This window comes from Streptomyces sp. NPDC005151 (genome assembly GCF_053599875.1).
Window position 1 is genome coordinate 178148 of sequence record NZ_JBSFYR010000001.1, and the last position, 23700, is coordinate 201847.

Below are 23700 nucleotides of genomic sequence, written 5' to 3' on the forward strand. Positions count from 1 at the left end.
ATGTGGTCTCACGGAAGCATCCGACGAACCGAAAGGAAACTTTGCCATGCGCAAACTCGTCGCAGGCCTGGCAGCCACTGCCGGGGCCGCAGCCCTTGCGTTCACCGGGGCGACTCCCGCCTCAGCCGGCACCGCAGACTGTCCCCGGGAGTACTTCTGTGCCTGGTACCTCAGCAATTTCGACGGCGACCGCTACAAGTGGGACGGCAACGACAGCGACTGGGGGACCAACCACTTCGCGAATGGGCACACTGTGGAGAACGACGACCGGTCCTGGCAAAACAACGGAATCGTCCAGCCCGGGTTCGATCGCGTCAAGGTGTACTCGGTCAGCGGCTACACCGGCGACATGACGATCTGCCTGAGCCCCGGCAGCTCCGTCGCCGCGAAGTCCACCGCGGCCGACAGGGGTTCCTCACACAAATGGGTGGGCTCCTGCTGACCCTGAGGTGAGCGGTCCGAAGGGGTGGCGCTGGATATCACAGCGTTGCCCTTTCGGGCTGGGGAGAGGTCCCCGATCACCTGTCGGACCTGGGTCCGCGACCCGTATCCGCCTGGGTTCGCGAGCCGCATAGGCGTGCCTGGTCCGCGTGCGCAGCATGCGGCCGGTTGACGACCGACGACCGCGGCGGTGGCGGTCAGGTCGCTGGGAAGGCTCGACGCTTTTACTGGCGATGCGGTGCGGCTCCGCCTGCTCAAGGACGACGGGCGCTCTGGACGGTGCCGGGTTGCGTCCTTGGAAGTGGTGTACGGGTTCGACCCGATCCCGGGGCTTGTTCCGGCTTTGGGGATGGTGCCCGCATAGATGAACGGCCACCGACTGATCCTTCAAGACGACCAGGTCTTTGAAGGAGAGATCAGCCGCAGCCCACCTGCACGCCGCCCAGTCGGACCTGCTGGCATTCACCGCCTTCCCGCGCGAGATCTGGCGGCAGATCTGGTCGAACAACCCGCAAGAACGGCTGAACAAAGAGATCCGCCGCCGCCCGGACTCGTCGCAATCTTCCCCGACCGCGCGGCCGTGATCCGCCTGGCCGGAGCCGTGCTGGCCGAGCAGAACGACGAATGGACCGAAGCACGTCGCTACATGGGCTGCGAACTCCTCGCCAAGGCACGCCTCCACCCGATCGACGGAGAAAGCGTCGATCCCGCCCTGCCCACCGAACTCACCACATAGCCTGAAAATGGATCAACGAGTGGCCGTCGATACACCACTCCGGTGGACGTGACCCGAATCGATGCAGGTTCGAAGGAAACGTCCGCCAGCCGCTGCTGATCACCCGTCGCAGGCCGCGCCACCGAAGTGAGGTGGCAGGCGGCCCCATGGGTCGCCCGTCACAACCTCTCAATAGGGTGTTGGCATGCCCAACGAGTCCGCCCTGATCCAGAGTCTGCGTACCGCTGTCGCCGCCGCACCCGACGACGTACCCCTTCGGCTGCATCTTGCGGAGCTGCTGCTCTCCGACGGGCTGAACGACGCCGCCGTCAGCGAGGCCGCCGTGGCGCTTCAGCATGCGCCGGGCGACGCGGGTGCGCGAGCGCTCATGGTCCGGGCGATGGGCATGCCCGCACCCGAGGCCCCCAAGGCATCCGAAGAGCCGCCGACGACCCCTCCGACCGGGTTCGACTGGCGTGCCGCCGAGGACGAGATCAGGGGCGCCGTGCCGCCCCGCTTCGTCACGTCCGGGACTCCCGAGACGCCGGTCCCGGTGGACGGTCAGGGCGCCCCGGGCGACGCCACCACCTGGGAGGTCGACACCCCCGGTTCCGTGACGCTCGCCGACGTCGGCGGCATGCACGAGATCAAGGAGCGCCTCGAAGCCGCGTTCCTGGCTCCCATGCGCAACCCCGAGCTCGGCCGACTGTACGGAAAGAGCCTGCGCGGCGGGCTGTTGATGTACGGGCCGCCCGGGTGCGGGAAGACGTTCATCGCGCGGGCCGTCGCGGGCGAGCTCGGGGCGAGCTTCATGTCCGTGTCGATCAACGACGTGCTCGACATGTGGATGGGCAACTCCGAGCGCAACATGCACGAGGTCTTCGAGACCGCCCGCCGTCAGGCGCCGTGCGTGCTGTTCCTCGACGAGGTGGACGCGCTGGGCGCCAAGCGGAGCCGTATGCACCACGGCGGGATGCGCAACACCGTCAACCAGCTGCTCACCGAGCTCGACGGCGTCGACGGGTCCAACGAGGGCGTGTTCGTACTCGCCGCGACCAACGTTCCCTGGGACGTGGACATCGCACTGCGGCGTCCCGGCCGGCTCGACCGCACCCTGCTCGTCCTGCCGCCGGACGCGCCCGCGCGCGAGGCGATCCTCCGCTACCACCTGCGCAACCGGCCGATCGAATCCGTCGACCTGGGCAAGCTGGTCAAGGTCACCGAGGATCTGTCGGGCGCCGACCTCGCCCATCTCTGCGAGTCCGCGTCGGAGCGGGCGCTGCTCGACTCGACCCGTACCGGCACGGTCCGGATGATCAACATGAAGGACCTGCTGGCCGCGGCGAAGGAAGTCCGGCCATCCACCGACCCCTGGTTCGCCTCGGCGCGCAATGTGGCGATGTTCGCCAACGAGGGCGGTATGTACGACGAGTTGCTCGCCTATCTGAAGAGGAAGCGCAAGCTTTGACCACCGCCGGGCAGGACCTCACCGAGCAGGCGTCCACGCTGCTCATGCTCAACCGCGTCGACGAAGCGAAGGCGCTGCTGGCCAAGCGGCTCGCCCAGGACCCCGAGGACGTCCGTGCCTGGGCCCAACTGGGTCGCTGCCACGAGCGCGCCAAGGAGTACGAGAAGGCCGTCGAGGCGACCGGGGCGGCGCTCGCGATCGACCCGGAGTACGTCAGCGCGCTGATCACCCGGACCTACGCGTTGCGTCGGCTGCGTCGCATCGACGAGGCGCTGGCGGCGGCGCAGGAGGCGGTGCGGCTCGCCCCGCATTTCTGTCAGTCGTACGTCGCGCTCGCCGAGGCGCTCAACGCCTGGCAGCCGCGCTGGCCCGAGGCGCTGGCGGCAGTGCAGGAGGCGGTCCGCCTGGCCCCGGAGGACACCTGGGCGTACGCCTCGCTGTGGAAGGCCGCGACCCTCAACGGCAGGAGCGACCTGAGCAAGCTGGCGGTGCGCGAGACCCTGCGGATCGACCCCAACGACGCCTGGGCGCTGGGCCTGCACGCGGACAGCGAGGCCGCCGCGCCGGGCGTGAGGCCGAAGCAGCAGGCGGAGGTGTACGCGTCGGCACTCGCCGCCGACCCGGCCTCGGACCGGATGCGCCTGGGGCTGGACCGTGCGGTGTTCCAGATGCTGCGCGGCACCCGGTGGCTCGCCGTGCTGAGCCTGCTGATGGCGGGCGCGGCGATCAACCTGTTCCCGTCCGACGGGGACGCTCCCGACCTGCCGCTGCCGCTCGGCAGGCGGCTCTACGTGCTGGCACTGATCGGGGCGGTCTGGGCGTTCGGCACGTGGCGGCGCTACCGGAAGCTGCGTGCGGGGGTGCAGTTGAGCGTGCGGTCGCTGGTGCGGCGGATGTTCTGGGCGCGGCTGGTGCTCGTGCAGGCGGTGCTGGGGACGCTCTGCGCGGTGGCGATCGCGGCGGTGCCGTGGACGGACCGGGGTGTTCCGCAGGTGATCTTCTGGGTGGGGCTCGCCCCGACGCTGCTGACGATCTGGTTCGACCGGCCGCGCACGCGGTAGGGGCCGCGTGCCCCTGGGGCCTGTCCGGCGGCGGAGAACGCCGACGGGGCGGCGTACGCCGACGCGGTGTCGGAGTACGCCGCCCTGGAGTGGGACGAGCTGCCGGCCGCGGCCCGCAAACTGCTGCCCCCTACTTCGGGTCGCGGTTGAACACCGACTTGGACCAGACATAGCCGAGCACGGCCAGCCCCAGGCACCAGACCACGGCCAGCCACCCGTTGTGGCCGATCTCGCTGCCCAGCAGCAGCCCGCGCAGGGTCTCGATGGCCGGGGTGAACGGCTGGTATTCGGCGATCGGCTGGAACCAGCCCGGCATCGCGTCGACCGGGACGAAGGTGCTGGAGATGAGCGGCAGGAAGATCAGCGGCAATGCGTTGTTGCTGGCGGCCTCGGGGTTCGGGCTGATCAGGCCCATGCCGACCGCGATCCAGGTGAGCGCCGTGGCGAAGAGCACGAGCAGTCCGAACGCCGCGAGCCACTCGAGGATGGTGGCATCGGTGGAGCGGAAGCCGATGGCCACGGCGACGGCGCCGACGATGACCACGCTGATGATTGACTGCAGGACGCTGCCGATGACGTGTCCGATGATCACGGAGCCGCGGTGGATCGCCATGGTGCGGAAGCGGGCGATGATGCCCTCGGTCATGTCGTTGGAGACGGAGACCGCGGTGCCGATCGTGGTGCTGCCGATGGTCATCAGCAGGAGGCCCGGGACGAGATACGCGATGTACTCGGAGCGGTCGGCACCGCCGCCGCCGATGCCCGCACTCATCACGTCCCCGAAGATGTAGACGAAGAGCAGCAGCAGCATGACCGGCGTGAGCAGCAAATTCAGCGTCAGGGACGGGTAGCGCCGCGCGTGCAACAGATTCCGCCGCAACATCGTGGACGAGTCGCGCACGGCGAGGGAGAGGGAGCTCATCGGACATCCTCCTTGGGCTGGTTGGGGACGCCGGCGCCGCCGGTCAGGGCGAAGAAGACGTCGTCGAGGTCGGGGGTGTGCACGGTCAGTTCCTCGGCCTCGATGCCGGCCGAGTCCAGCCAGTCGAGGATGGAGCGCAGCTCGCGCTGACTGCCGTCGCTTGGGATCTGCAATGACAGTGCCTCGTCGTCCCGGGTGGCCTCGCGCAGGGCGGAGGCGGCCGACTGGTACGCCGCCGGGTCGGAGAAGCGGAGCCGGACGTGCCCGCCGGGGATGAGCCGCTTCAGCTCGTCGGCGCTCCCCTCGGCGGCGATCTTGCCGTCGTTCAGCAGCGCGATACGGTCGGCGAGCTCGTCGGCCTCGTCCAGGTGCTGGGTGGTGAGGAAGATGGTGACGCCGTCGGAGACGAGCTCGCGGATGATCTGCCACATGTTGTGGCGGGCGCGCGGGTCGAGGCCGGTGGTCGGCTCGTCGAGGAAGATGATCCGGGGGTTGCCGACCAGGGTCATGGCGATGTCCAGGCGGCGCTTCATGCCGCCGGAGTAGCTCTGGGCGGGCTTCTTGGCGGCGTCGACGAGGTCGAACCGCTCCAGCAGCTCGGCGGCGACCCGCCGCCCCTCGCGCTTGGACAGGTGGTGCAGGTCCGCCATGAGGAGCATGTTCTCCTCGCCGGTGATCAGCCCGTCGACGGCGGAGAACTGCCCGGTGACGCCGATCGCGGCACGCACCCCGTCCGGTGACGTGGCGACGTCGTGGCCCGCGACCTGGGCCTGCCCGCCGTCGGCGGAGATGAGTGTGGACAGGATCTGCACGGTGGTGGTCTTGCCGGCGCCGTTCGGCCCGAGCAGCGCGAACACGGACCCGGCCGGGACGGCGAGGTCGATGCCGTCGAGGACGGTCTTGTCGCCGTACGACTTGCGCAGACCGACGGCGGAGACGGCAGCCGGCGACGGGTGACCGTCGTCCTGCCTAGGCGTGGGCATGACAGAAGAAGGCATGGGGCCCTCCCATTCGAAGGAGTGGTGAGCGGTGAAGTGGCCTTGGTTGCAAGGCGATCGGGCAGGTCAGGCCCGGGCGCGGCGGATGTCGATGTTGCCGTAGCGGGTACGCGCCCTGACCTCGACGGTCTCCTCGGACTTGTCCGGGCTGTCGGAGGCCTGCAGCGTGTTGCGCACCTGCCCATTGCTCGCGCTGGCGTCGAGCCAGGCGGCCGTGCCCTCGCGGATGCCGACATCGATGGCGCCGTAGGAGGTCTCCAACTGAACGGTGCCGCGGGCCACGTCGCCCACGCGCAGGGTGCCGTGCGCGGTGGTCGCGGTGACCGAGCTCTCGGCGCGCTGGATGTCGATGTCGCCGTTGGCGCCGCTCACCCGCAGTTCGCCGATCGCGGCGCCGACGGTCGTGGAGCCGTGCGAGTTCTTCAGGACGGCCGGGCCGTCCACGACACCGACGCGCAGGCTGCCGGAGCTGGTGGTGATCTCGGCCAGGCCCTCGACCTGATCCACGGTGATCGAGCCGTGCGACGCGGTCAGCTGCAGCGGGCCCGTCGCATCCAGGCGGACGTCACCCGACGACGTCTTCACGCGGACCTCGCCGAGCCGGCCCTCGCCGAGCACCTGGGTCCAGGAACCGGTCGTGTCGACGCGCGAGCCGGTGGGCAGTTCGACCGTCACGTCGACGCTGCCGGTGGGCCCGACGAGGTAGCGCCCCTTGGGTGTCCTGATGGTCAGCACGCCGCTCGCGTACGTGACCTCGGTCTGCTCGGCGACCCGCACGTCCTTGTCCTTCTTCGGGTCGCGGGGCCGCACCTCGACGACTGTGTCGAGGCGGTCGCTCGCGGAGAACTGGATGGAACCGGCGGCCACGTTGGCGGTGACCGAGATCGGCTGGGGAGTGTCGAAAGAAGGCATGGCTATCCCGTCCTCTTGGGTCTTCGCGGCGTCCCTGCTGGTGGGACGTGGTGTGGGTGAAGCGGGGCGGGCGGGGCGCGGCTAGCGCACCCAGCCCGTGAAGCTCTGTCCGACGGTGCGGGTGGTGCGGGTCTTCTCCGTCGTACGTGACTGGGTGCCGCCGTCGACCGCGGCCGACACGGCTCGTACCAGCCACGCGTTGACCGACAGGCCCTCGCGGCTCGCGGCCTCCTCGGCGCGCGCCTTGAGGTGGGCGGGCAGTCGCAGGTTGACGCGGGCGGTGCCGCTGTCGTCGCCGTCGGCGGGTGCCGGGGCCGGTGCCTTGAGCGGCTCGGCGGGCCCGCTCTTGTCCTCGTACGCCTCGTCGCCCGCCGGCCGCGTCACCACGAAGTCGGGGTCGAGCCCGCGCAGTCGTACGTCGACCGAGCCCGGGGCGAGTTCACGGGTGATCTCGTCCATCGCGGCGGAGAGCACATTGAGCATCGTCAGGCGGGTCGCCGACTCCAGGGGAGCAGTGAGCCGCTCGGCCAGCTCGCGGGCTTCTTCGCCGCCGGCTTCGGCGGCCACCGCGAGTTCGCGGCGGAGGTTGTCGACATACGGCGTGAGGTCCATGACGTCATAATGGCACCACCATGGCGCCATGCACAAGCCCGCGAGGGAGGCGGTTGCGGGCCGTGGGTAACCTGACGGCCCTGACCTGCGGAAACATGCCGACATCTAGTTGCGCCAATGCGGTGCCACGTGGCGTCTCGGCCTCTCTGGCATCACTAGTGGCACCACGTGATGCCACTAGCCAGCTGGTTGCCGGTGCGGGGTGTCCAGGCCGCGGCTCCTGATGGTGCGACCGGGTTGACGTTCGTGATCAGGACGGTGCGGTCGCCGGGCACGGTGAACGCGAACAGATCCGTCAGGTCGAGCCGGGCGTCGTCCAGGGGAGATCGCAGGTTCGGTCCGGTGATGGGACATGGCCCGGGCATCGACCGCGCACCTCGACGCCGCGCGGAGGCGGGGTCGAGGGCATCCCCGCAATCACCCCCTGGCCGCACCGCCGCCGACGCCCCTGGACCCGGATCGGGCCCGTACCGTCGAGAACCGTCGTACGCGGTCAGCGGGCGAGCCGGCCGAGGAGCGAACCGGCGGCAACGATGCCGGCGCACGCGGCGAGGGCGAGTACCGCGAAGTCGAGGCCGAGGTGGGCCGGCGTGCCGATGAGCAGTCCGCGCAGGGCGTCGACCTGGTAACTCAGCGGGTTCACCCTGCTGATCGCCTGGAGCCAGCCGGGCATCAGCGCGACCGGGTAGAGCGCATTGGAGGCGAAGAACAGCGGCATGGTGATGGCCTGGCCGATGCCCATCAGCCGGTCACGGGTGAGGACGATCCCGGCGATCGACATCGACAGGCAGGAGAAGAACACGGAAGCGAGGACGACCACGACGACCACGCCCAGCAGCCGCAGCGGATTCCAGGTCATGCCGACGCCGAGCGCCGCGGCGATCACGATGACGACCGCCGCCTGGATCACGGCTTTCACCCCGGCGGCGAAGGCCTTGCCGGTCACCAGGGCGGTCCGCGGCGTCGGCGTGACCATGAGTTTGGTGAGGACGCCCGAGTCCCGCTCCCAGATGATCATGATGCCGTAGAAGATCGCGATGAACATGGCGGACTGAGCGATGATCCCGGGCGCCAGGAAGTCGAGATACGGAACACCGCCGGTGGGGATGGCGTGGATACGGGAGAACGTCTGGCCGAAGATCAGCAGCCAGAGCGCGGGCTGGACGGCGCGGGTGTAGATCTCGGCGCGGTCGTGGCGCAGCTTCTGCAGTTCGACGGCGCACATCGCCGCGACCCGCGCGGGGACGACGTGCCAGCCCGTGCGGGCGGGCGGCGGTTCCAGGAGGAGGGCGAAGCGGCGGTCGGGCGAGCCGGGTTCAGCCGCGGCGGGATGCGGTGCGACGGGTACGGCGGACATCGTTGAAGACTCCCTTCTCTCCGGAAGAACCGGGGTCGTCCAGGCCGCTTCCGGAGTGGTACCGGAAGACGTCCTCCAGGGTCGGTGGCGGCAGAGCCCTATCGCCGGGCTCCTCGCGGTGCGCGACCAGTTCGCTCTTGAGCTCGGCGGGCGTGCCGAGCGCGCGCAGTCTGCCCAGATGCATCAGGGCGAGCCGGTCGCAGCGCTGGTCTGCCTCGTCCATGGAGTGGGTGGTGACCAGCACCGTCATCCCGGTGCCGGCACGGATTTCGTTGATGCGGTCCCAGACACTGTCGCGGGCGATCGGGTCCAGACCGATGGTCGGCTCGTCCAGGATCATCAGGCGGGGTGCGCTGACCAGCGCCTGAGCGAGTTCGAGGCGGCGCACCATGCCACCGGAGTACGTGGCGGCGAGCCGGTGCGCCTCGGGACCCAGCCCGACCGCGTCCAGCGCCTGCCCGACACGGGCCGCGCGCTGCCGGCGGGGCACGTCGAAGACGCGGGCGAAGAGGGCGACGTTCTCCCGGCCGGTGAGACTGGCGTCGGCCGACAGCTGCTGCGGTACGTAACCGAGCAGGCGCCGTACGGCCATCTTCTGCCGGGCCGCGTCGTGGCCGAACACATCGATGACGCCGGGGGGTACGGGCAGCAGCGTGGTGATCGCGCGCAGGGTGGTGGTCTTGCCCGCGCCGTTGGGCCCGAGGAGTCCGAAGACCTCGCCGGGGCGGACGAGCAGGTCCAGGCCGTCGACGGCTTTCGAGGTACCGAAGGAGTAGGTCAGACCGGTGCAGCGGAGGGCGGGAGTCATGGGGTCTCCTCTCCTTCGCGCAGTGACTCGGCGAGTCTGCGCAGTGACGGGAGCGCGGCGGTCAGCGCGGCCCGGTCGGCGGAGTCGAGTTTCGCCACGTGTTCGCGGAAGAGCGCGTCGCGCCGGGCCCGCCAGTCGCGCAGCCGGCCGACGCCCGCCGGGGTCGGATGGAGGAGCGCGGCCCGCCCGTCGCCGGGGTCCGGCTCCCGCCGCAACAGGCCTTCCGCGACCAGGTGGTTGACCAGCGTGGAGACGGAGTTGGGCGCGAGGCAGAGTTCGCGCGCGGCCGCCGAGACCCGGATTCCGGGCTGGGCGGCAACCAGCCGCAGCAGTTCCGCGTGCGCTCCACGCAGCCGGGGCGTGGGCAGACCGCTCCACAGCCGCCGCCGGGCGAGCCGCTGAATGCGGGGCAGAAGTCCGGCGAGTTCTTCGGGGAGATCACTCGCCACCACCTGCCCATTTTACCTCTGTTTGCGACGTATTACGTGGCAGGGGCCCTGCGAAGGGGGCCACCGTCGAGCGGTGCGTCGACGGGCCGGGGCGCGGCCGCGCGGCCGCGCCCCCTGCTACGACAGGACCTCCGGGAACCGCTCCCCGCACCGGCTGCAGAACACCGGCGCCGGGTCCGGCGAGAGTCGGCCGCACTCGGGGCAGACCCGGTCCAGCATGCAGGGCCCCTCGCCGCCTTCGTGTGCCACCGATGCGTGGATCGACGGCTTGATGGTCAGACCCGGGCGGCGGCGGTGGACGGTCAGGTACGCCAGCCCGTCCGGGCCCGCCGCGAGGGCGCGGCGGGAGGTGCGGGGCAGCCAGACGGCCGTGGTGGGGGTCAGCTCCAGCGTCTCCGTGCCTGCGCCCGTGCCTGCGAGGACACGACCGCCGCCCGCGAGGACGACGAGGAGGACGTCGAGGATGTCCTCCTGATGCTCGCCGACCTCGGCGCCGGGCGGCAGACGCACCAGATTGGCGTCCAACTCACGTCCTTGTTCGGCCAGTTGCCAGAGGGCGCCGCGCTCCTCCGGGCCCGCTTCGGTGAGCAGTTCGTCGAGTACGGCCAGGATCCGGGCGGTGGAATTCACGGCAGCCAGGCTACGCCTGGCTGCCGTAGTCTGAACCCTTTGCCCCGGACCGGAGGAACGCCACCATGGACCGTGAGCCCGACGAGAAGTACCCGCCGATCGAGCCGTACGACCACGGGATGCTCGACGTCGGCGACGGCCACCTCGTGTACTGGGAGGTCTGCGGCAATCCGGACGGCAAGCCCGCGCTCGTCGTCCACGGGGGCCCCGGGTCGGGGTGCGGTGCGTGGGCGCGGCAGTATTTCGACCCGGACCGGTACCGGGTCGTCCTCTTCGACCAGCGGGGCTGCGGCCGGTCGACCCCGCACGCGAGCGACCCCGCCGCCGACATGCGGTACAACACGACCGGGCGTCTGATCGCCGACATGGAGCGGCTGCGCGTCCGTCTGGGGATCGACACGTGGCTGCTGTACGGCGGGTCCTGGGGTTCGACGCTGATCCTGGCGTACGCCGAGGAGCATCCGGACCGGGTCTCCGAGATCGTGATCCCGGCCGTCACCACGACCCGGCGCAGCGAGATCGACTGGCTGTACCGGGGCGCAGGGCAGATCTTCCCGGAGGCGTGGGACCTGTTCCGGGCCGGGGTGCCGGAGGCCGAGGGCAAGCCGACCCCGGACGTCCTCGCCGCGTACGCCCGGCGGATGGAGAGCCCGGACGCGGAGGTACGGGCGAGGGCGACGGCGGACTGGTGTGCGTGGGAGGACGCGGTGATCTCCCACGAGACGTACGCGGGACCGCCCCCGTACAGCGGCAGGCCGGGCAGGGCGCAGCAGGCCCTGGTGCGGATCTGCTCGCACTACTTCTCCAACGGAGCCTGGCTGGAGGAGGGGCAGTTGATCCGGAACGCCGGGCGGCTGGCCGGGATCCCGGGGGTGCTGGTGCACGGCCGGCTCGACCTGGGCGGGCCGCTGATCACCGCCTGGGAGCTGGCCCGGGCATGGCCGGACGCGGAGTTGACCGTGATCGACGGGGCGGGACATCTGGGCGGTGCGGCGACCAGCCGGGCGGTGCTGGAGGCGCTGGACCGGTTCGCGTCGCGCTAGGTCCTTATCTTTCGGATCAGGCCGGCGAGGTGAAGACGCCGGCGTCCCGCCAGGCCCGGAGTGGTCCGGGCGCGACTCGGCGACCGGGCGGGCTGCCTCGGCGCGGGCTTTCTCGCCTGGGAGGCGGCCGGATCCGAGCCGCGGCCCGCCCCGCTGTGCACGCAGATGCAGCGGAGTACGGGCCGCGATGTTCGTTTATGAGCGCAAGAAGCATTTTGCAATCATCTATTGACATGCAGATGTCATGCACGTCACAGTCGTCCCGCCAGTGATCCCGACCAAGCCGAATCTGGAGTCCCGTCATGTCTGAAGTCCCCGCAGTCTCGCGGCGTTCGGTTCTCGGAGGGGCGGTGGCCACGGGCGCGATCGCCGTCGGTTTCGGAGCCGCCGGGGCCGCCCCCGCGCTCGCCGCGCCGGGCGCTTCCGGAGCGGTCACGGCCTCCGAGCCGCGCCGCCTCGCCGGCCAGACCTCCATGATCAACGTGCCGTACGAGGTGCACCGGACCGTTCGGGTCGCCGTCATCGGCCTCGGCAACCGCGGCCACGACATGACCAAGGGCTGGTCCGCCGTGCCCGGCTGTCAGGTCACCGCCATCTGCGACATCCGCCCGGACCGCGCCAAGCGCGTCGCGGACGACCTGGTCAAGGCGGGCAAGCCGCGCCCCGCCGAGTTCGGCGGCTCCGCCGACTCGTACGCCGAGATGCTCAAGCGGGACGACATCGACCTCGTCTACATCGCCACGCCCTGGGAGTTCCACTACCAGCAGGGCAAGGCCGCGCTGCTGGCCGGCAAGCACGTCATCGTCGAACTTCCCATCGCCACCAAGCTCGACGAGCTGTGGGACCTGGTCGACACCTGCGAGCGGACCCGACGGCACCTGATGCTTGCCGAGAACTGCTCGTACGGCCGCAACGAGCTGGCCATGCTCAAGATGGCGCACGAAGGTGTGTTCGGTGACGTCACGAACGGTCACGGCGGCTACCTTCACGACCTGCGCGCCCTGCTGTTCTCCGACACGTACTACACGGACTCCTGGCGCCGCCTGTGGCACACCCGCAGCATCGCGTCCTTCTACCCGATGCACGGTCTCGGCCCGATCGCCGCGGCGATGGACATCAACCGCGGCGACCGGATGACCACGCTGCGCGCCACCGCGACCGCCCCGAAGGGCCTGGCCGACTACCGCGAGCGCTTCGTCCCCAAGGGCCACCCGTCGTGGAACGAGACCTACATCAACGGCGACCTCGTCACCTGCATGATCGAGACCGCCAACGGCCGGACGATCCGCGCCGAGCACGACGTGAGCTCCCCCCGCCCGTACAGCCGCATCAACAGCCTCGCCGGCAGCCGCGGCCTCTTCGAGGACTACGTCGGAACCTCCTCCACCGGCGCCCGGGTCTACTTCGAGCCCGACCACGGCGACGACTCCTGGCGCGACTTCGAGTCGTACCGCAAGGAGTTCGACCACTGGCTCTGGAAGAAGATCGGCGACGACGCCGAGAACAACGGCGGCCACGGCGGCATGGACTACGTGATGCAGTGGCGCACCGTGCAGCTGATGCGCGCCGGCCTCGTGCCCGACATCGACGTGTACGACTCGGCGGCCTGGTGCGCGCCGGTGCCGCTGAGCGTCATGTCCCTGGAGAAGGAGGGCAAGCCGATAGGGATCCCGGACTTCACCCGGGGCTCGTGGGTGAATCTGCGTCTCGGCCTCGACTCGCGCATGATCGAGATGCCGCCCGTGTGACTCCGGCCCACGTCCAACCCTGTCCCCTGAACCCTGGCCGAGCACTGCCCGAACCGTAAGAGAAGGAGCGAGCATTCATGTCCGTACATGTGACCGCAGCCCGGAGAGCCGTGGCGGCCCTGGCAGTTGCGGCGGTGGCGTTCACCTCCGCCCCCGCGGTCGCCGCGTCGCAGGACGCGGCCGCGTCCGAGGCGCGCACCCAGGTGACGATCGCCCCCATCGACCTGAACGGCCCTGCCATCTCGGAGGTGAAGGTCACCGTCACCAACGCGGGACCCGAGCGCCTGAGCCGGCTCAATGTCACCTTCAACGGCCCCGCCGGCTGGGCCGTGCAGCCCGCGGTGCGCAGCGTCGACGGTTCGTACCAGTCGGGTGCCGCGGCCACTGCGGAGTTCCGGATCCAGATACCCGAACAGCGCGAGGGCTTCACCATGCGCACGTTCACGGCCACCGCCACCTACAAGGGAGGCGATGGCCAGGGCACCGCCACGGGCACGCGGGTCGAGCGCTCCGGCCCCGTGCTGGCCCGCCTCTCCGACGCGTACAACAAGGTCGCCATCACCGACGAGAACGACACCAAGGCCGGTGAATACGACGGCGAGGGCAACAGCTTCTCCGCGCAGAAGCTCGCCGCGGTCGGGCTGACGCCCGGAGCTTCCGTCAGCGCCCTCGGCGCCCAGCTGACCTGGCCTGCCGCGGCCCCCGGCACGAAGAACAGCGTGTCGAGCACCGGACAGGGCGTGAAGGTCGCCGGCAAGGGCAGCAAGCTGGTCTTCCTCGGCTCCGGCGTCGGCTTCGGGGCCGCCGGGACGGCGACGGTGATCTACGCCGACGGGTCGAGCACCACCGGGTCGATCGGCTTCCCCAACTGGTCGTTCCAGGAGGCAACGGCACACGGCGCGACGCTCGTGAAGTCGACGGACGGCCGCAACCGTCCCGATGGGTACGGCAACGCCGGCATCGCCTACCGGGTCTTCGCGCACTCCATCACCCTGGACCCGGCCAAGCAGGTCGAACTCGTGGTGCTCCCGGCCAATGCCGGCATCCACCTCTTCGACATCGCGTTGGCTCCGTAACACCGTTCCTAACCAGTGTGCATAAGTGAGTCCTGGACCCACTGCTGCGTACTGGGCGCATCCCGAACGGTGTTGGATGCGCTGGGTTCCCGCTTTCGCATCCCGTTCGGCGCCGGCCCTCCAGGGGGCCGGTCCGTTATGGGTGGGCGGGTTCCCTCACGCCCCCGGTCACCTGATTCGGCCTGGACGGTCCGATGCCCCGCACGATCTCTCCGGTCGTGTGGGGGCGGTGTCGTCCTTCCCCAAGCTCTCAACTCCGTTCGAGCAGGGGATACCCCATCCCGGACCGGGTGTCCGAGGGCGCGTCGTCCGATCGCGATGCCCGCGGCATCGTGACGGGACATCTTTCGGTGCGGGGTGGTCAGCGGTTTCTGCCAGTGCTGGCCACCCCACTGGGAGGTGTAGGCCGGATCCACCGCGACAATGCTCAGGCCGTGTTCGGCGGCCATCGACACCAGCCGGGCCTTGAGTTTCCCGGTCGGCATGCCGGAGATGAGCTGCCGGAACCGCTTGCGGCGGCCGTGCTTCTCCCGGGTCTTCTCGGTGGTGAAGTCGAGGTCTTCGATGCCGATCGCTGCGACACCGACAGACTTGGCCCAGTTGATCAGGCGGGTCAGGGCGTGGCGGATCTGTGCGTCGCGGTGGCTGGCGGTCCCGGACAGGTCGTAGAAGAACCGCCGAGGCCCGCCGACGGGGTTGCCGTGCCGGTCGAGCCGGTAGGCGGCGAAGTGATCGGCATTGGTATCGACACCGATCATGCCCCGGGCGCGGGCGGCCTCCAGCGGGATGGTCTTCACGATGGGGCGTTGCCAGGAGGCGGTGAGGTACCAGCGGCCGCGCTCCACATCGAGGTGGATGCGGTAGGCCACGGCCCGGTTCGCGGTGATGCGGTCGGCCCACTCCGCACCCCGGTGCGCAAACGCGATCCGGGAGGCGAGGATGTACCGGCCGTGCCCGGCGTTGGCCAGGTGCGCGAGCGGAGCAGGCAGCTTGATGCTGACCTCGCCGTCCGGGGTGACGCGGATCGTCTCGTTCCCGAACCCCTTTCCCGACTCGCCGTCAGCGGCGATGAACCAGCGCTCCGCCTCCCACCGTTGCCGCCACTGCTCCTCGGTGAGCCGGGCCTGGGTGAGGTTGTGCCGGGTGTTGAGCAGACGTCTGCCGCCCCGTACCACCCGCACCCGTCCGGCCTGCCACTCGGCGACAGCAGCGGCGTGCCGGTCTTCCAGCATCGCGAGCCGGCGGGACTTGCAAAACCACTCGTTCTTCGACCGGTAGCCGCCCGCAGCCCGCTTCGTTCCACGTTTCCCGACCGGGAGGGACAGCCGGTGCCGCAGCATCTTGATCCCGGCTGCCAGCTTCTGGATATGCGCCGCCTGGCAACGCCGGGCCAGCGCCCACTGATCATGCGTTGGCCTTGGTGATCGCACCCGCGATCCGCGACGACGACAGCGGCGTCAGGCCCCGCTTACGCGATGCCCAGGTGCCCGCGCTGTGCTCCAGACCGTCCGCACAGCGAGCCTTGAGGTCACGCGAAGCCAGACGGCCCTGGTGCTCACCGACCCAGCGGAGGACTTCCTCGTCCCGGGGAGTGAGGTTCTTGAGACGGTCCCGGATCGCCACCCCGCAAGGCCCCGGCACCACGAAGGGTGCCGCCAACTCCCGCAAACCACCCACCACATCACCCCCTCCCGCAAGACCGGACACCCGTCACCCAGCCCAACGAGCAACAGCTACCAAAGGTCACCCATTCGACCCCAGAACCCCCGTTCCCGCCCCCCGCCCCACCGGCAGGACTCACTCCCGCTCAGCAAACCGACAGCAGCTCACCACCCCTTGGACACCACGTGCGCCGGCCGGCGGAGGACACATCCTCCGTCGGCCGGCGCGGTTGATGAAACATCCCCGTGCCGATAAGGGGCACGGCGGTGTCCGGCCTGGCGGCGGCAAACGCCGCGGGCGGCGCCAGGGCACCCATCGTCATGACGCCGGCGACCACCGCGCCCGCGGCCGGCACAGCTCTGCGCCGACTGCCCCGCTGCCGCCTGGACGCCGCCCCCACCGCTGCCCGCACGCCGGTTCACGTAGCAACCCTGCACCTGCCGCCGCCGACCACTGGCACAGACCCCCGCCTGCCCAGGGCTGGACAGCGACTGACTCGATCGATGGCAGGGGTCGCTCGGTCCTCCCTGTGAGGAGCTGTGAGCAGCCAAAGGCGTGGCGCAGTCTGCGCGGCGGCCACCGAGGTCTGAAGGTGGCGGAGAACCGGGGCTGTACGCGGCCACGTCAACCACAGTCCGCAGCAGGCGATTCAGCCGTGCGGCGCGTGGCAGCCGACGTGGGCTGCCTCCTTCTCGCGGGCGCGCCCCGCCTTCGCGGTGATGCGCTCCGATCCATTGCATTCCATACCCCTAGGGGGTATGTTTTCTCGCGTTCAGAGATACCCCCCAGGAGTATATGAGGTGAGTGAGATGTCCGCAGTATCGCCGCAGCCGTCCCCGCGCAGGTGGTGGGGACTGGCACTGATCGCCATGGCGCAGTTCATGGTGATCATGGATACATCCATCATCGGAGTGGCCCTGCCCGAGATGCAGACTGATCTGGGGTTCACCCAGGGCAATCTGTCCTGGGTGTTCAACGCCTACGTCGTCGCGTTCGGCGGACTGCTGCTGCTGGGTGGCCGCCTGTCGGATCTCCTGGGCGCCAAGCGGGTATTCAGCGCCGGCTGGGCGGTGTTGGCCGTCGGATCGCTGATGGCAGGGCTCGCGAACGAGGTGTGGATCGAGCTGGCCGGGCGCGCCGTGCAGGGCGCCGGCTCGGCGCTGATCGCACCCTCCGCGCTGACCTTGCTGATGATGCTGTTCGGATCCAGCCCGAAGGAGCTGACCAAGGCGTTCGCCCTCTACGGCGCGGCCGCGCCGGCCGGCGGCACGGCAGGCGTCTTCCTGGGCGGCGTCATCACCCAGTACACGAACTGGCCGTGGGTCTTCTACCTCAACATCCCCGTTGCCGTGCTCGCCCTGGTGGCGACTCCGGGCCTGATGCCCTCCGCCCCACCCACCCGCGGCTCGATCGACATTCTCGGCGCGCTCACCGTCACCACCGGCCTCGGCGCCATCGTCTACGCGGTGGTCCGTGCCCCCGAGGCCGGCTGGGCAGCGGGCGAGACCTGGCTGGTGATGACCGCAGGAATCGCCCTGACCGGGCTGTTCGTCGCTCGTCAGGCCAAGAGCCGTGCGCCCTTGATGCGGCTGAGCATCCTGCGCACGCCCAACCTCGCCGGCGCCAACCTCGCGCAGCTGCTGCTGGCCGGGGCGTGGATCCCGATGTGGTTCTTCCTGAACCTCTACCTCCAGCAGGTACTCGACTTGGGTGCCTTCGCCTCCGGAGCTGCCCTGCTGCCGATGACCGGCGCGGTGATGCTGATGATGATTGTGTTCGCGCCCCGGTTCATGAACCGCTTCGGGCCACGCACGATGATCGTCTCCGGCATGGTGGCGCTCGCCGCCGGCATGCTGTGGCTGTCCTTCGTCCGCCCCGACGGCTCCTACGCGGTCGACGTGCTGCCCGCCTCACTGCTCGCCGCTGTCGGCATGTCGCTCGCCTTCATCCCCTCCCTCGGCACGGCCATCTCCAGCGCCCGCCCGGAAGAGGGCGGCCTGGCTTCCGGCATCGTCAACACCAGCTATCAGATCGGCTCCGCCCTCGGTCTGGCCGCGATGACCGCCATCGCCGCCGCCCAGGGCGCCGACCAGCTCGGCAACGCATCCGCCCTGACCGACGGATTCTCCGCAGCCTTCCTCGGTGCCTCCGCCATCGCCGCCGCCGGAGCCGCCCTGGCCCTCACAACACTGCGCGCCAAGCAGCCGACTACCGCGCAGCCCGAGCCGGAAACGTCCCCCGTCGCCTGACCACCGGCCGACGCCCTCACCGAACACGCGATCGGCCGCGAATCCTGCAGGGTTCGCGGCCGATCACTGGCACACGCGCAGGTCCGCCTGGAACAACATTCCGGGTCGGCCCTGGCGGCGGGCCCTGCGGATCATGCAGCCGGAGCGTCACCAGGGCCTCTCGTTTGAATCATGCCGGGCTCCCCGATCCGGCTCGAATCCAAAGAAATGCCCTAGTCGCCGGGGGTGCGGGACGGGCCGTCGGACGGTCATGGAAAGCTGTGCCAACGCCGTGATTCAAACGGCTTCTTTCCACCCCCCCGTGACACCCCGAGGGATACGACGTGAGATCGCACCGAAAAATATGGACCACGGCTGCCGTTACGACGGCAGCCGTGGCAGGTTTCGTGGTGTTCCAGAACGTGACCGGCGACCCCTCAAATGACAGTGACAGCAAGGCCGGTCCGGTCAGGACCGACGTACGGAAGACGGCGCTGAAGGTGGCCGCGGACGGCAGTTCCGCGTCGCTCGGCCGGCGGGACACCGCACCGTTCAGCATGCTGGGAGTCACCTGGACCGACCCGGCGGCAAAGGTGACAGGAGCGGTCGAGGTACGGACCAGGTCGGCCGCGAACGGCACCTGGACGTCCTGGATGCCGCTGGAGACCGACATCGACGGCCGTACGGAGGCGGGCCGTTCCGGCGTCCGCGGGTCCACCGAACCGCGGTGGGTCGGCCCGTCCAACGGCGTCGAGGCACGCGTCACCGCGGACGGCAAGGTCTCCGCGAAGCTGCCCGCCGGGCTGCGGCTGGACACCGTCGACCCCGGCAAGGGCTCGTCTCTGCACGCGGCCCCGGCCGCCTTCGTCGCCGAGACCGACGTCCCCGCCGACGACCCGTCGTCGTCCGACTCCCCCTCGGCCGATCCGACGGCCACCTCGGAACCGACCCCCACGGCCACGGAGTCCGACACCGCCCCGGCATCCGAGACGCCGTCCGCGACACCTTCCAAGACGGCGACGGACAGCCCCTCGCCCACCGCGAGCAACAGCTCCTCGCCGACCGCGAGCACCTCGCCGTCCGCGTCGCTGCCGCCCGCGCCGCCGTCGACCGTGCCCAAGCCGCCCATCACCTCGCGTGCGGGCTGGGGCTCCGACGAGTCGATCAGCCCGGAGGCGCCGGAGTACACAGACACCGTCAAGGCGGTCTTCGTCCACCACACCGCCGGGACCAACACCTACTCGTGCGCCGACTCCGCGGCCGTCGTGCGCAGCGTGTACGCATACCACGTCAAGAGCAACGGCTGGAAGGACATCGGCTACAACTTCCTGGTCGACAAGTGCGGGACGATCTTCGAAGGCCGTAAGGGCGGGGTGGACCGGCCGGTCTTCGGCGCACACACCTACGGCTTCAACCGGCAGACGGCCGGCGTCGCGGTCCTCGGCACGTACACGGACGCGGCCGCCCCGAGCGCGGTGACCACCTCGGTGGCCCGGATCGCCGCGTGGAAGCTCGGCCAGTACAAGGGCGACCCTGCGGGCAGCACCATGCTCACCGCGGGCGCCAACGGGTCCAACGGCTTCAAGAAGACCTTCACCGCCGGTACGCAGTACTCCTTCCAGCAGATCTCCGGCCACCGCGACGGCTTCAACACCGAGTGCCCCGGTACCAAGCTGTACGGGCAGCTGCCCGCGATCCGCAGCCTCGCCGCGGGCCCCGTCACCGGACTCGCCGTCAAGTCGGTGACCGGCGCCACGCTGTCCGGGACGTCGTACTACACCAAGTCCGCGATCACGGTCGGCTGGTCGGCGAGCACACCGAGCGCCTTCATCTCCAAATACGAGCTGCTGGTCGACGGCAAGAGCGTCGCCACCACCGCGGGCACCGCCACTTCGGCGAAGGCCACCCTCGCCGTCGGCACGCACACGGTCCAGGTCCGCGCCACCCACCAGTCGGGGAAGACGGCCCTGTCCGCGGCGGCGACCGTGGTCGCCGACCAGACGGCGCCGAGCTTCACCACCAAGCCGAACCTCGCGCTGCGCACCGGCACGGTGAACACCACCGCCGTCCCGCTCACCCTGAAGTGGAAGGCGACCGACGCCGCGTCGCTCAAGGAGGTCCGGCTGACCGCCCCGGTCGCCAAGACCTACGGCCCGACCACCACGAGCGCCTCGCACACCGCGAAGTCCGGCGTGGCGACCACATGGTCCATGAGCGCGTACGACACCGCGGGCAACACCGCGGCCGCCTCCGTCTCCGGCACCCCGGTCATCCTCCAGGAGACCTCGGCCACGAAGACCGGCACCTGGACGGCCAAGTCCTCCTCCTCGTACCTGGGCGGCAAGTCGTACTCCAGCTCCGCCAAGGGCGCGAGCCTGAGCTGGACGTTCACCGGCCGTTCGGCCGCCTGGGTGGTCTCGCGCGCCTCCACGTCCGGCCAGGCGTACGTGTATGTCGACGGTACGAAGGTGGCCACGGTCGACCTGAAGTCGTCCACCACCAAGTACCGCGACGCCCTGTGGACGAAGAGCTGGTCCACCAGCGCCAAGCACACCGTCAAGATCGTCGTCGTCGCCACCTCGGGCCGTCCGGCGATCACGACGGACGGCCTCGTCTACCTCAAGTAGCCGCTGCGGTCCGCTGACGGACGTACCCGCATGACCTGAGCCCGGCTCCGCGCACCTGTGTCGCAGAGCCGGGCTCAGGCGTTCAGGCAAGTGGCCGGCGGGCGGTCTCAGCGGGTTTCGAGGTCCTTCAGCGTCGTTGCCAGCCAGCTCAGTTCCGCCTCGCTCGTCGCGCGGGCGATCGTGAGAACACCTCGGCGGAACGGGTCGCCGAACGCCTCCGCTCCGAGCGGGCGCTCGCCCTCGGAGTTGTAGTCGTAGAAGAAACTGCTCGGCTCCTGCAGGAACGCCAGCCTGCGCCGCAGCACGTCCGCCTGCTCGGCGGGCGCCGGGAGATGGCGGAGGAAGGCGAGCACGGTGAACCAGCGGTTCTCGTCGCTGATGTCCACCGCGTCGGCCTCGCGCAGTCGGCGGCGCAGCTCCTCGCGCCCGTCGTCCGTCAGGGTCAGCGTGTGGCGGGGGGCGGCCCTGCTGCCGGGCTCGGTCCGGCGGCCGAGCCATCCGGCGCGCTCCAGGCGCTTGATCGCCGGGTACAGGGTGCCGTCCGCGATCGGGCGGACGTGGCCGGTGAGGTGGGCGACGCGTCGCTTCAGCTCGTAGCCGTGCAATGACTGCTCGTACAGAAATCCCAGGATGGCCAGTTCCAACACCCGAGCATCCTCCCTCATTGCTCTATACATCGGCGCCGATATATAGTCTCGCCGAGATTTTACATGGCCGGAGGGGAACGGGAGAGCATGAAGAACGCACAGGTGACATCGGGCGGCGCGCACATCCGGTGGGTGGAGATCCCCGGCAGCACGGCACCGACCCGCCTCTATCTGCATGGGCTGGGCGCCTCGTCCGGTCCGTACTTCACCGCGAGCGCCGTCCATCCGCTCCTCGCCGGCAGCCGTTCGCTGCTCATGGACATGCTCGGCTTCGGCATCAGCGACCGGCCCACGGATGTCGACTACACCCTCGAAGCGCACGCCGACGCGATTGCCGTCGCGCTCCGGTCAGCCGACGCGTACGCCACGGACGTCATCGCGCACAGCATGGGCGGCGCGGTGGCCATCGTGCTCGCGGCGCGCCATCCCGATCTGGTGGCGCGGCTGGTCCTGGTCGACGCGAACCTCGACCCGGTCGCGCCCGCTCCGCCGCGGCCCGGCACCAGCGGCATCGCCGCGTACACGGAGGAGGAGTTCCTCGATCACGGACGGCACGAAGTGCGCGACCGGGTGGGACCCCACTGGTGGTCGACGATGCGGCTCGCGGGCCCGGAGGCGCTGCACCGCAGCGCCGTGCACCTCGCGCGCGGGACGACGCCCACGATGCGCGAGCTGCTGCTGGAGCTGAAGATTCCGCGCACCTTTCTGCGGCCGGAGAGCAACGGGCCGCTGCCCGACGAGAACGGTCTCGTCGCGGCCGGGGTGCGGGTCGTGCCGGTCCCGGAGTGCGGGCACAACATCATGCTGGACAACCCCGAGGCGTTTGCGAGGGAGACCGCCCGGGGGCTGGGGCTCGCCTGACGGGAGCCGGTGCCGGCCGCTCAGCCGCCGACCGCGGCTGCCACGGCGACGACGGCGAACATCAGCACGAGCACGACCGCCATGATGCGGTTTCTGGTCTTCGGGTCCACCCGTCGAGCGTAACCGCACCGCTCAGTGTCCCAGCGACCAGGATGCGACCACCTCGTAACGCGGCTGCTCCCCCGGCACCCCGGAGACCGGCAGATTGCTGCGCACGAGAGCGATCTCGCCGACCTCCCACGGTGCGCCCTCGAAGGTGTCCAGGGCCTCCAGATAGGGGTGCAGGTCCGCCTCGGCGCGGCTGCGGGCGAGGGTGAGGTGCGGGGTGTAACGGCGGTGCTCGTCCATCGGCACGCCGGCGCGGCGGGCGGCGGCGTCGGCGCGCTCGGCGAGGAGCCTCAGCGTGTCGAGGCCGCCCGCGGCCCCGACCCACAGCACATGGCCGTCGAACCGGCCGCCGCGGTGGATGCGCAGCGGGAACCGCTCGGTACGACCGGCGGCGCGCGCCAGCCGCTCGTGCAGATCGGGCAGCAGCGCGTCGTCGACCACACCGAGGAAGGCGAGCGTGAAGTGCCACGCGTCGGTTCCGGTCCAGCGCAGGCCACCGGCGCCCGGAAGGGTGTGCAGCGGGGCGACGGCACGGCGGAGCTCCGCGATGGCGGAGGCGGGCGGCAGAACAGCGACGAAGAGTCTCATGCGGCTCATGAACCGAGTGTCGCACCGTACCGGCGTGTCCCGGTCACCGTGCGTATCGTTGTACTACGTGGCTGCCCGTGCCGTGCGGCAGCGGGGAGGAGCGCCACGATGACCGTCGTAGACACCGACAGGATCGAGATGGCCGAAGAGCGCGACGAGCGGACTCTGGACTCCATGTTCGAGTGGCTCGAGAAGATGCCCGTCCCCGAGGGAATCAAGACCGAGATCGTCGGGGGAAACATCTTCATGTCGCCTCAGCGGAACACCCACTGGGACATCATTGCCGACATTTTCGAGCAACTGCGGGCCACGTATCCGCGCAGGCGCGTGAAGTCCGATGTGCGGGTCGACTTTCCTGGACACCTGAACGGGTTCGCGGCAGATGTGCTGGCGCTGAGGGAGGACGCCGCGAAGGACGGCAAAGGAAACTGGCTGTTCTCGGGTGTGGAGTTCGTGGCCGAGGTGATCTCGAAGGGCACCGCGACGAACGACTACGGACCGAAGAAGGACGCGTATGCGGCGGCGGGCGTTCCGGTGTACTTGATCGCCGACCCGTACAGCGGCGAGTGCCACGTCTTCCGGAATGCCACGAACGGCGTGTACGGATCAAAGCTGACCGTGCTTTTCGGCACAGACATCGACCTCACCGACACCCCCGTCGGTATCACCCTCAGGACCGACGAGTTCCCGCGCGACTGACAGCGCCCCCGGCCATGCGCAACGGCCCCGGCCGGTACCC

General features: G+C 70.0%; 21 protein-coding genes and 2 pseudogenes. 11 read left to right on the plus strand and 12 right to left on the minus strand.

All coding sequences use genetic code 11. The annotated features are described in order from the left end of the window. Positions 1 to 46 precede the first annotated feature (46 nt). The 4 genes and pseudogenes from ACWD6R_RS00900 (at position 47) to ACWD6R_RS00915 (ending at position 3685) form a co-directional block, all read left to right on the plus strand. Positions 47 to 442, plus strand: coding sequence for a peptidase inhibitor family I36 protein (locus tag ACWD6R_RS00900; RefSeq protein ID WP_451816716.1), 396 nt, complete (start codon positions 47 to 49; stop codon positions 440 to 442). Positions 443 to 869: 427 nt separating this feature from the next. Beyond that, positions 870 to 1177, plus strand: a pseudogene (locus tag ACWD6R_RS00905) (transposase); the annotation flags it as partial. A 184-nt stretch (positions 1178 to 1361) separates the two neighbouring features. Continuing rightward, complete coding sequence (locus ACWD6R_RS00910; RefSeq protein ID WP_451816717.1) at positions 1362 to 2624, plus strand: ATP-binding protein; 1263 nt, start codon at positions 1362 to 1364, stop codon at positions 2622 to 2624. After that, complete coding sequence (locus ACWD6R_RS00915; RefSeq protein ID WP_451816718.1) at positions 2621 to 3685, plus strand: tetratricopeptide repeat protein; 1065 nt, start codon at positions 2621 to 2623, stop codon at positions 3683 to 3685. The genes ACWD6R_RS00910 and ACWD6R_RS00915 overlap by 4 nt, the downstream gene beginning before the upstream one ends. A 130-nt stretch (positions 3686 to 3815) precedes the next feature. Here the strand turns inward: ACWD6R_RS00915 and ACWD6R_RS00920 are convergent, their stop codons facing one another. The 9 genes from ACWD6R_RS00920 to ACWD6R_RS00960 all read right to left on the minus strand — a co-directional run bounded on the left by ACWD6R_RS00920 (position 3816) and on the right by ACWD6R_RS00960 (position 10373). Continuing rightward, positions 3816 to 4607 carry an ABC transporter permease gene (locus ACWD6R_RS00920; RefSeq protein WP_451816719.1) on the minus strand — a complete coding sequence of 264 codons (792 nt, stop codon included), beginning with the start codon at positions 4605 to 4607 and terminating at the stop codon, positions 3816 to 3818. Next, the gene (locus tag ACWD6R_RS00925) at positions 4604 to 5605 is read right to left on the minus strand and encodes an ATP-binding cassette domain-containing protein (protein WP_451816720.1); all 1002 of its coding nucleotides are present in this window, start codon (positions 5603 to 5605) and stop codon (positions 4604 to 4606) included. The genes ACWD6R_RS00920 and ACWD6R_RS00925 overlap by 4 nt, the downstream gene beginning before the upstream one ends. A gap of 66 nt (positions 5606 to 5671) precedes the next feature. Continuing rightward, positions 5672 to 6517, minus strand: a complete 846-nt coding sequence (locus tag ACWD6R_RS00930) for a DUF4097 family beta strand repeat-containing protein (protein ID WP_451816721.1) — start codon at positions 6515 to 6517, stop codon at positions 5672 to 5674. Positions 6518 to 6598: 81 nt separating this feature from the next. Next, positions 6599 to 7129 (minus strand): toxin-antitoxin system HicB family antitoxin, encoded by a 531-nt coding sequence (locus ACWD6R_RS00935; RefSeq protein ID WP_451816722.1) that lies wholly within the window; start codon positions 7127 to 7129, stop codon positions 6599 to 6601. 155 nt (positions 7130 to 7284) lie between these two features. Next, a complete protein-coding gene (locus ACWD6R_RS00940) occupies positions 7285 to 7494 on the minus strand; it encodes a hypothetical protein (RefSeq protein WP_451816723.1) in 210 nt (69 codons plus the stop codon). A gap of 128 nt (positions 7495 to 7622) precedes the next feature. Next, positions 7623 to 8486: an ABC transporter permease gene (locus tag ACWD6R_RS00945; RefSeq protein ID WP_451816724.1), complete on the minus strand. Its 864-nt coding sequence runs from the start codon at positions 8484 to 8486 to the stop codon at positions 7623 to 7625. Then, positions 8446 to 9294: an ABC transporter ATP-binding protein gene (locus tag ACWD6R_RS00950; RefSeq protein WP_451816725.1), complete on the minus strand. Its 849-nt coding sequence runs from the start codon at positions 9292 to 9294 to the stop codon at positions 8446 to 8448. Before ACWD6R_RS00950 ends, ACWD6R_RS00945 begins: the two co-directional genes overlap by 41 nt. After that, entirely contained in the window at positions 9291 to 9746 is a 456-nt protein-coding gene (locus tag ACWD6R_RS00955; RefSeq protein ID WP_451816726.1) for a MarR family winged helix-turn-helix transcriptional regulator, read from the minus strand. The genes ACWD6R_RS00950 and ACWD6R_RS00955 overlap by 4 nt, the downstream gene beginning before the upstream one ends. Positions 9747 to 9860: 114 nt before the next feature. Further along, on the minus strand, positions 9861 to 10373 hold the full coding sequence (locus tag ACWD6R_RS00960) for a hypothetical protein (protein ID WP_451816727.1): 513 nt from the start codon (positions 10371 to 10373) through the stop codon (positions 9861 to 9863). Positions 10374 to 10438: 65 nt separating this feature from the next. Here ACWD6R_RS00960 and pip point away from each other — a divergent pair, with 65 nt between their 5' ends. From pip to ACWD6R_RS00975, 3 genes are all read left to right on the plus strand, one after another. Beyond that, positions 10439 to 11416 (plus strand): prolyl aminopeptidase, encoded by a 978-nt coding sequence (gene pip / locus ACWD6R_RS00965; RefSeq protein WP_451816728.1) that lies wholly within the window; start codon positions 10439 to 10441, stop codon positions 11414 to 11416. A 302-nt stretch (positions 11417 to 11718) separates the two neighbouring features. Then, positions 11719 to 13164, plus strand: coding sequence for a Gfo/Idh/MocA family protein (locus ACWD6R_RS00970; protein ID WP_451816729.1), 1446 nt, complete (start codon positions 11719 to 11721; stop codon positions 13162 to 13164). A 77-nt stretch (positions 13165 to 13241) separates the two neighbouring features. Next, positions 13242 to 14240, plus strand: a complete 999-nt coding sequence (locus ACWD6R_RS00975; protein ID WP_451816730.1) for an NEW3 domain-containing protein — start codon at positions 13242 to 13244, stop codon at positions 14238 to 14240. An 8-nt stretch (positions 14241 to 14248) separates the two neighbouring features. On the opposite strand, the pseudogene ACWD6R_RS00980 reads toward ACWD6R_RS00975, so the two are convergent. After that, positions 14249 to 15917: pseudogene (locus ACWD6R_RS00980) on the minus strand (IS200/IS605 family accessory protein TnpB-related protein). A 794-nt stretch (positions 15918 to 16711) separates the two neighbouring features. On the opposite strand from ACWD6R_RS00980, the gene ACWD6R_RS00985 reads away from it, so the two are divergent. Beyond that, positions 16712 to 18151, plus strand: coding sequence for an MFS transporter (locus ACWD6R_RS00985; RefSeq protein ID WP_451816731.1), 1440 nt, complete (start codon positions 16712 to 16714; stop codon positions 18149 to 18151). Between the two features lie 374 nt (positions 18152 to 18525). After that, positions 18526 to 20757, plus strand: a complete 2232-nt coding sequence (locus tag ACWD6R_RS00990) for a peptidoglycan recognition protein family protein (RefSeq protein ID WP_451816732.1) — start codon at positions 18526 to 18528, stop codon at positions 20755 to 20757. Positions 20758 to 20864: 107 nt separating this feature from the next. Here ACWD6R_RS00990 and ACWD6R_RS00995 read toward each other — a convergent pair whose 3' ends face one another. Beyond that, entirely contained in the window at positions 20865 to 21404 is a 540-nt protein-coding gene (locus tag ACWD6R_RS00995) for a PadR family transcriptional regulator (RefSeq protein WP_451816733.1), read from the minus strand. Between the two features lie 87 nt (positions 21405 to 21491). On the opposite strand from ACWD6R_RS00995, the gene ACWD6R_RS01000 reads away from it, so the two are divergent. Continuing rightward, entirely contained in the window at positions 21492 to 22265 is a 774-nt protein-coding gene (locus ACWD6R_RS01000; RefSeq protein ID WP_451816734.1) for an alpha/beta fold hydrolase, read from the plus strand. Between the two features lie 132 nt (positions 22266 to 22397). Here the strand turns inward: ACWD6R_RS01000 and thpR are convergent, their stop codons facing one another. Then, positions 22398 to 22961, minus strand: a complete 564-nt coding sequence (gene thpR, locus ACWD6R_RS01005) for an RNA 2',3'-cyclic phosphodiesterase (protein WP_451816827.1) — start codon at positions 22959 to 22961, stop codon at positions 22398 to 22400. Between the two features lie 108 nt (positions 22962 to 23069). Between thpR and ACWD6R_RS01010 the strand changes: the two genes are divergently transcribed. Continuing rightward, positions 23070 to 23660, plus strand: a complete 591-nt coding sequence (locus ACWD6R_RS01010; RefSeq protein ID WP_451816735.1) for a Uma2 family endonuclease — start codon at positions 23070 to 23072, stop codon at positions 23658 to 23660. Positions 23661 to 23700 lie beyond the last annotated feature (40 nt).

What these genes read in the sequence shown, in the direction of transcription:
- ACWD6R_RS01010 (WP_451816735.1), top strand. Translation starts at nt 23,070, where the DNA reads ATGACCGTCGTAGACACCGACAGGATCGAGATGGCCGAAGAGCGCGAC.
- ACWD6R_RS00925 (WP_451816720.1), bottom strand. Translation starts at nt 5,605, where the DNA reads ATGCCTTCTTCTGTCATGCCCACGCCTAGGCAGGACGACGGTCACCCG.
- ACWD6R_RS00975 (WP_451816730.1), top strand. Translation starts at nt 13,242, where the DNA reads ATGTCCGTACATGTGACCGCAGCCCGGAGAGCCGTGGCGGCCCTGGCA.
- ACWD6R_RS00935 (WP_451816722.1), bottom strand. Translation starts at nt 7,129, where the DNA reads ATGGACCTCACGCCGTATGTCGACAACCTCCGCCGCGAACTCGCGGTG.
- ACWD6R_RS00945 (WP_451816724.1), bottom strand. Translation starts at nt 8,486, where the DNA reads ATGTCCGCCGTACCCGTCGCACCGCATCCCGCCGCGGCTGAACCCGGC.
- ACWD6R_RS01000 (WP_451816734.1), top strand. Translation starts at nt 21,492, where the DNA reads ATGAAGAACGCACAGGTGACATCGGGCGGCGCGCACATCCGGTGGGTG.
- ACWD6R_RS00920 (WP_451816719.1), bottom strand. Translation starts at nt 4,607, where the DNA reads ATGAGCTCCCTCTCCCTCGCCGTGCGCGACTCGTCCACGATGTTGCGG.
- ACWD6R_RS00910 (WP_451816717.1), top strand. Translation starts at nt 1,362, where the DNA reads ATGCCCAACGAGTCCGCCCTGATCCAGAGTCTGCGTACCGCTGTCGCC.
- ACWD6R_RS00970 (WP_451816729.1), top strand. Translation starts at nt 11,719, where the DNA reads ATGTCTGAAGTCCCCGCAGTCTCGCGGCGTTCGGTTCTCGGAGGGGCG.
- thpR (WP_451816827.1), bottom strand. Translation starts at nt 22,961, where the DNA reads ATGAGACTCTTCGTCGCTGTTCTGCCGCCCGCCTCCGCCATCGCGGAG.
- pip (WP_451816728.1), top strand. Translation starts at nt 10,439, where the DNA reads ATGGACCGTGAGCCCGACGAGAAGTACCCGCCGATCGAGCCGTACGAC.
- ACWD6R_RS00940 (WP_451816723.1), bottom strand. Translation starts at nt 7,494, where the DNA reads ATGCCCGGGCCATGTCCCATCACCGGACCGAACCTGCGATCTCCCCTG.
- ACWD6R_RS00985 (WP_451816731.1), top strand. Translation starts at nt 16,712, where the DNA reads ATGTCCGCAGTATCGCCGCAGCCGTCCCCGCGCAGGTGGTGGGGACTG.
- ACWD6R_RS00900 (WP_451816716.1), top strand. Translation starts at nt 47, where the DNA reads ATGCGCAAACTCGTCGCAGGCCTGGCAGCCACTGCCGGGGCCGCAGCC.
- ACWD6R_RS00930 (WP_451816721.1), bottom strand. Translation starts at nt 6,517, where the DNA reads ATGCCTTCTTTCGACACTCCCCAGCCGATCTCGGTCACCGCCAACGTG.
- ACWD6R_RS00950 (WP_451816725.1), bottom strand. Translation starts at nt 9,294, where the DNA reads ATGACTCCCGCCCTCCGCTGCACCGGTCTGACCTACTCCTTCGGTACC.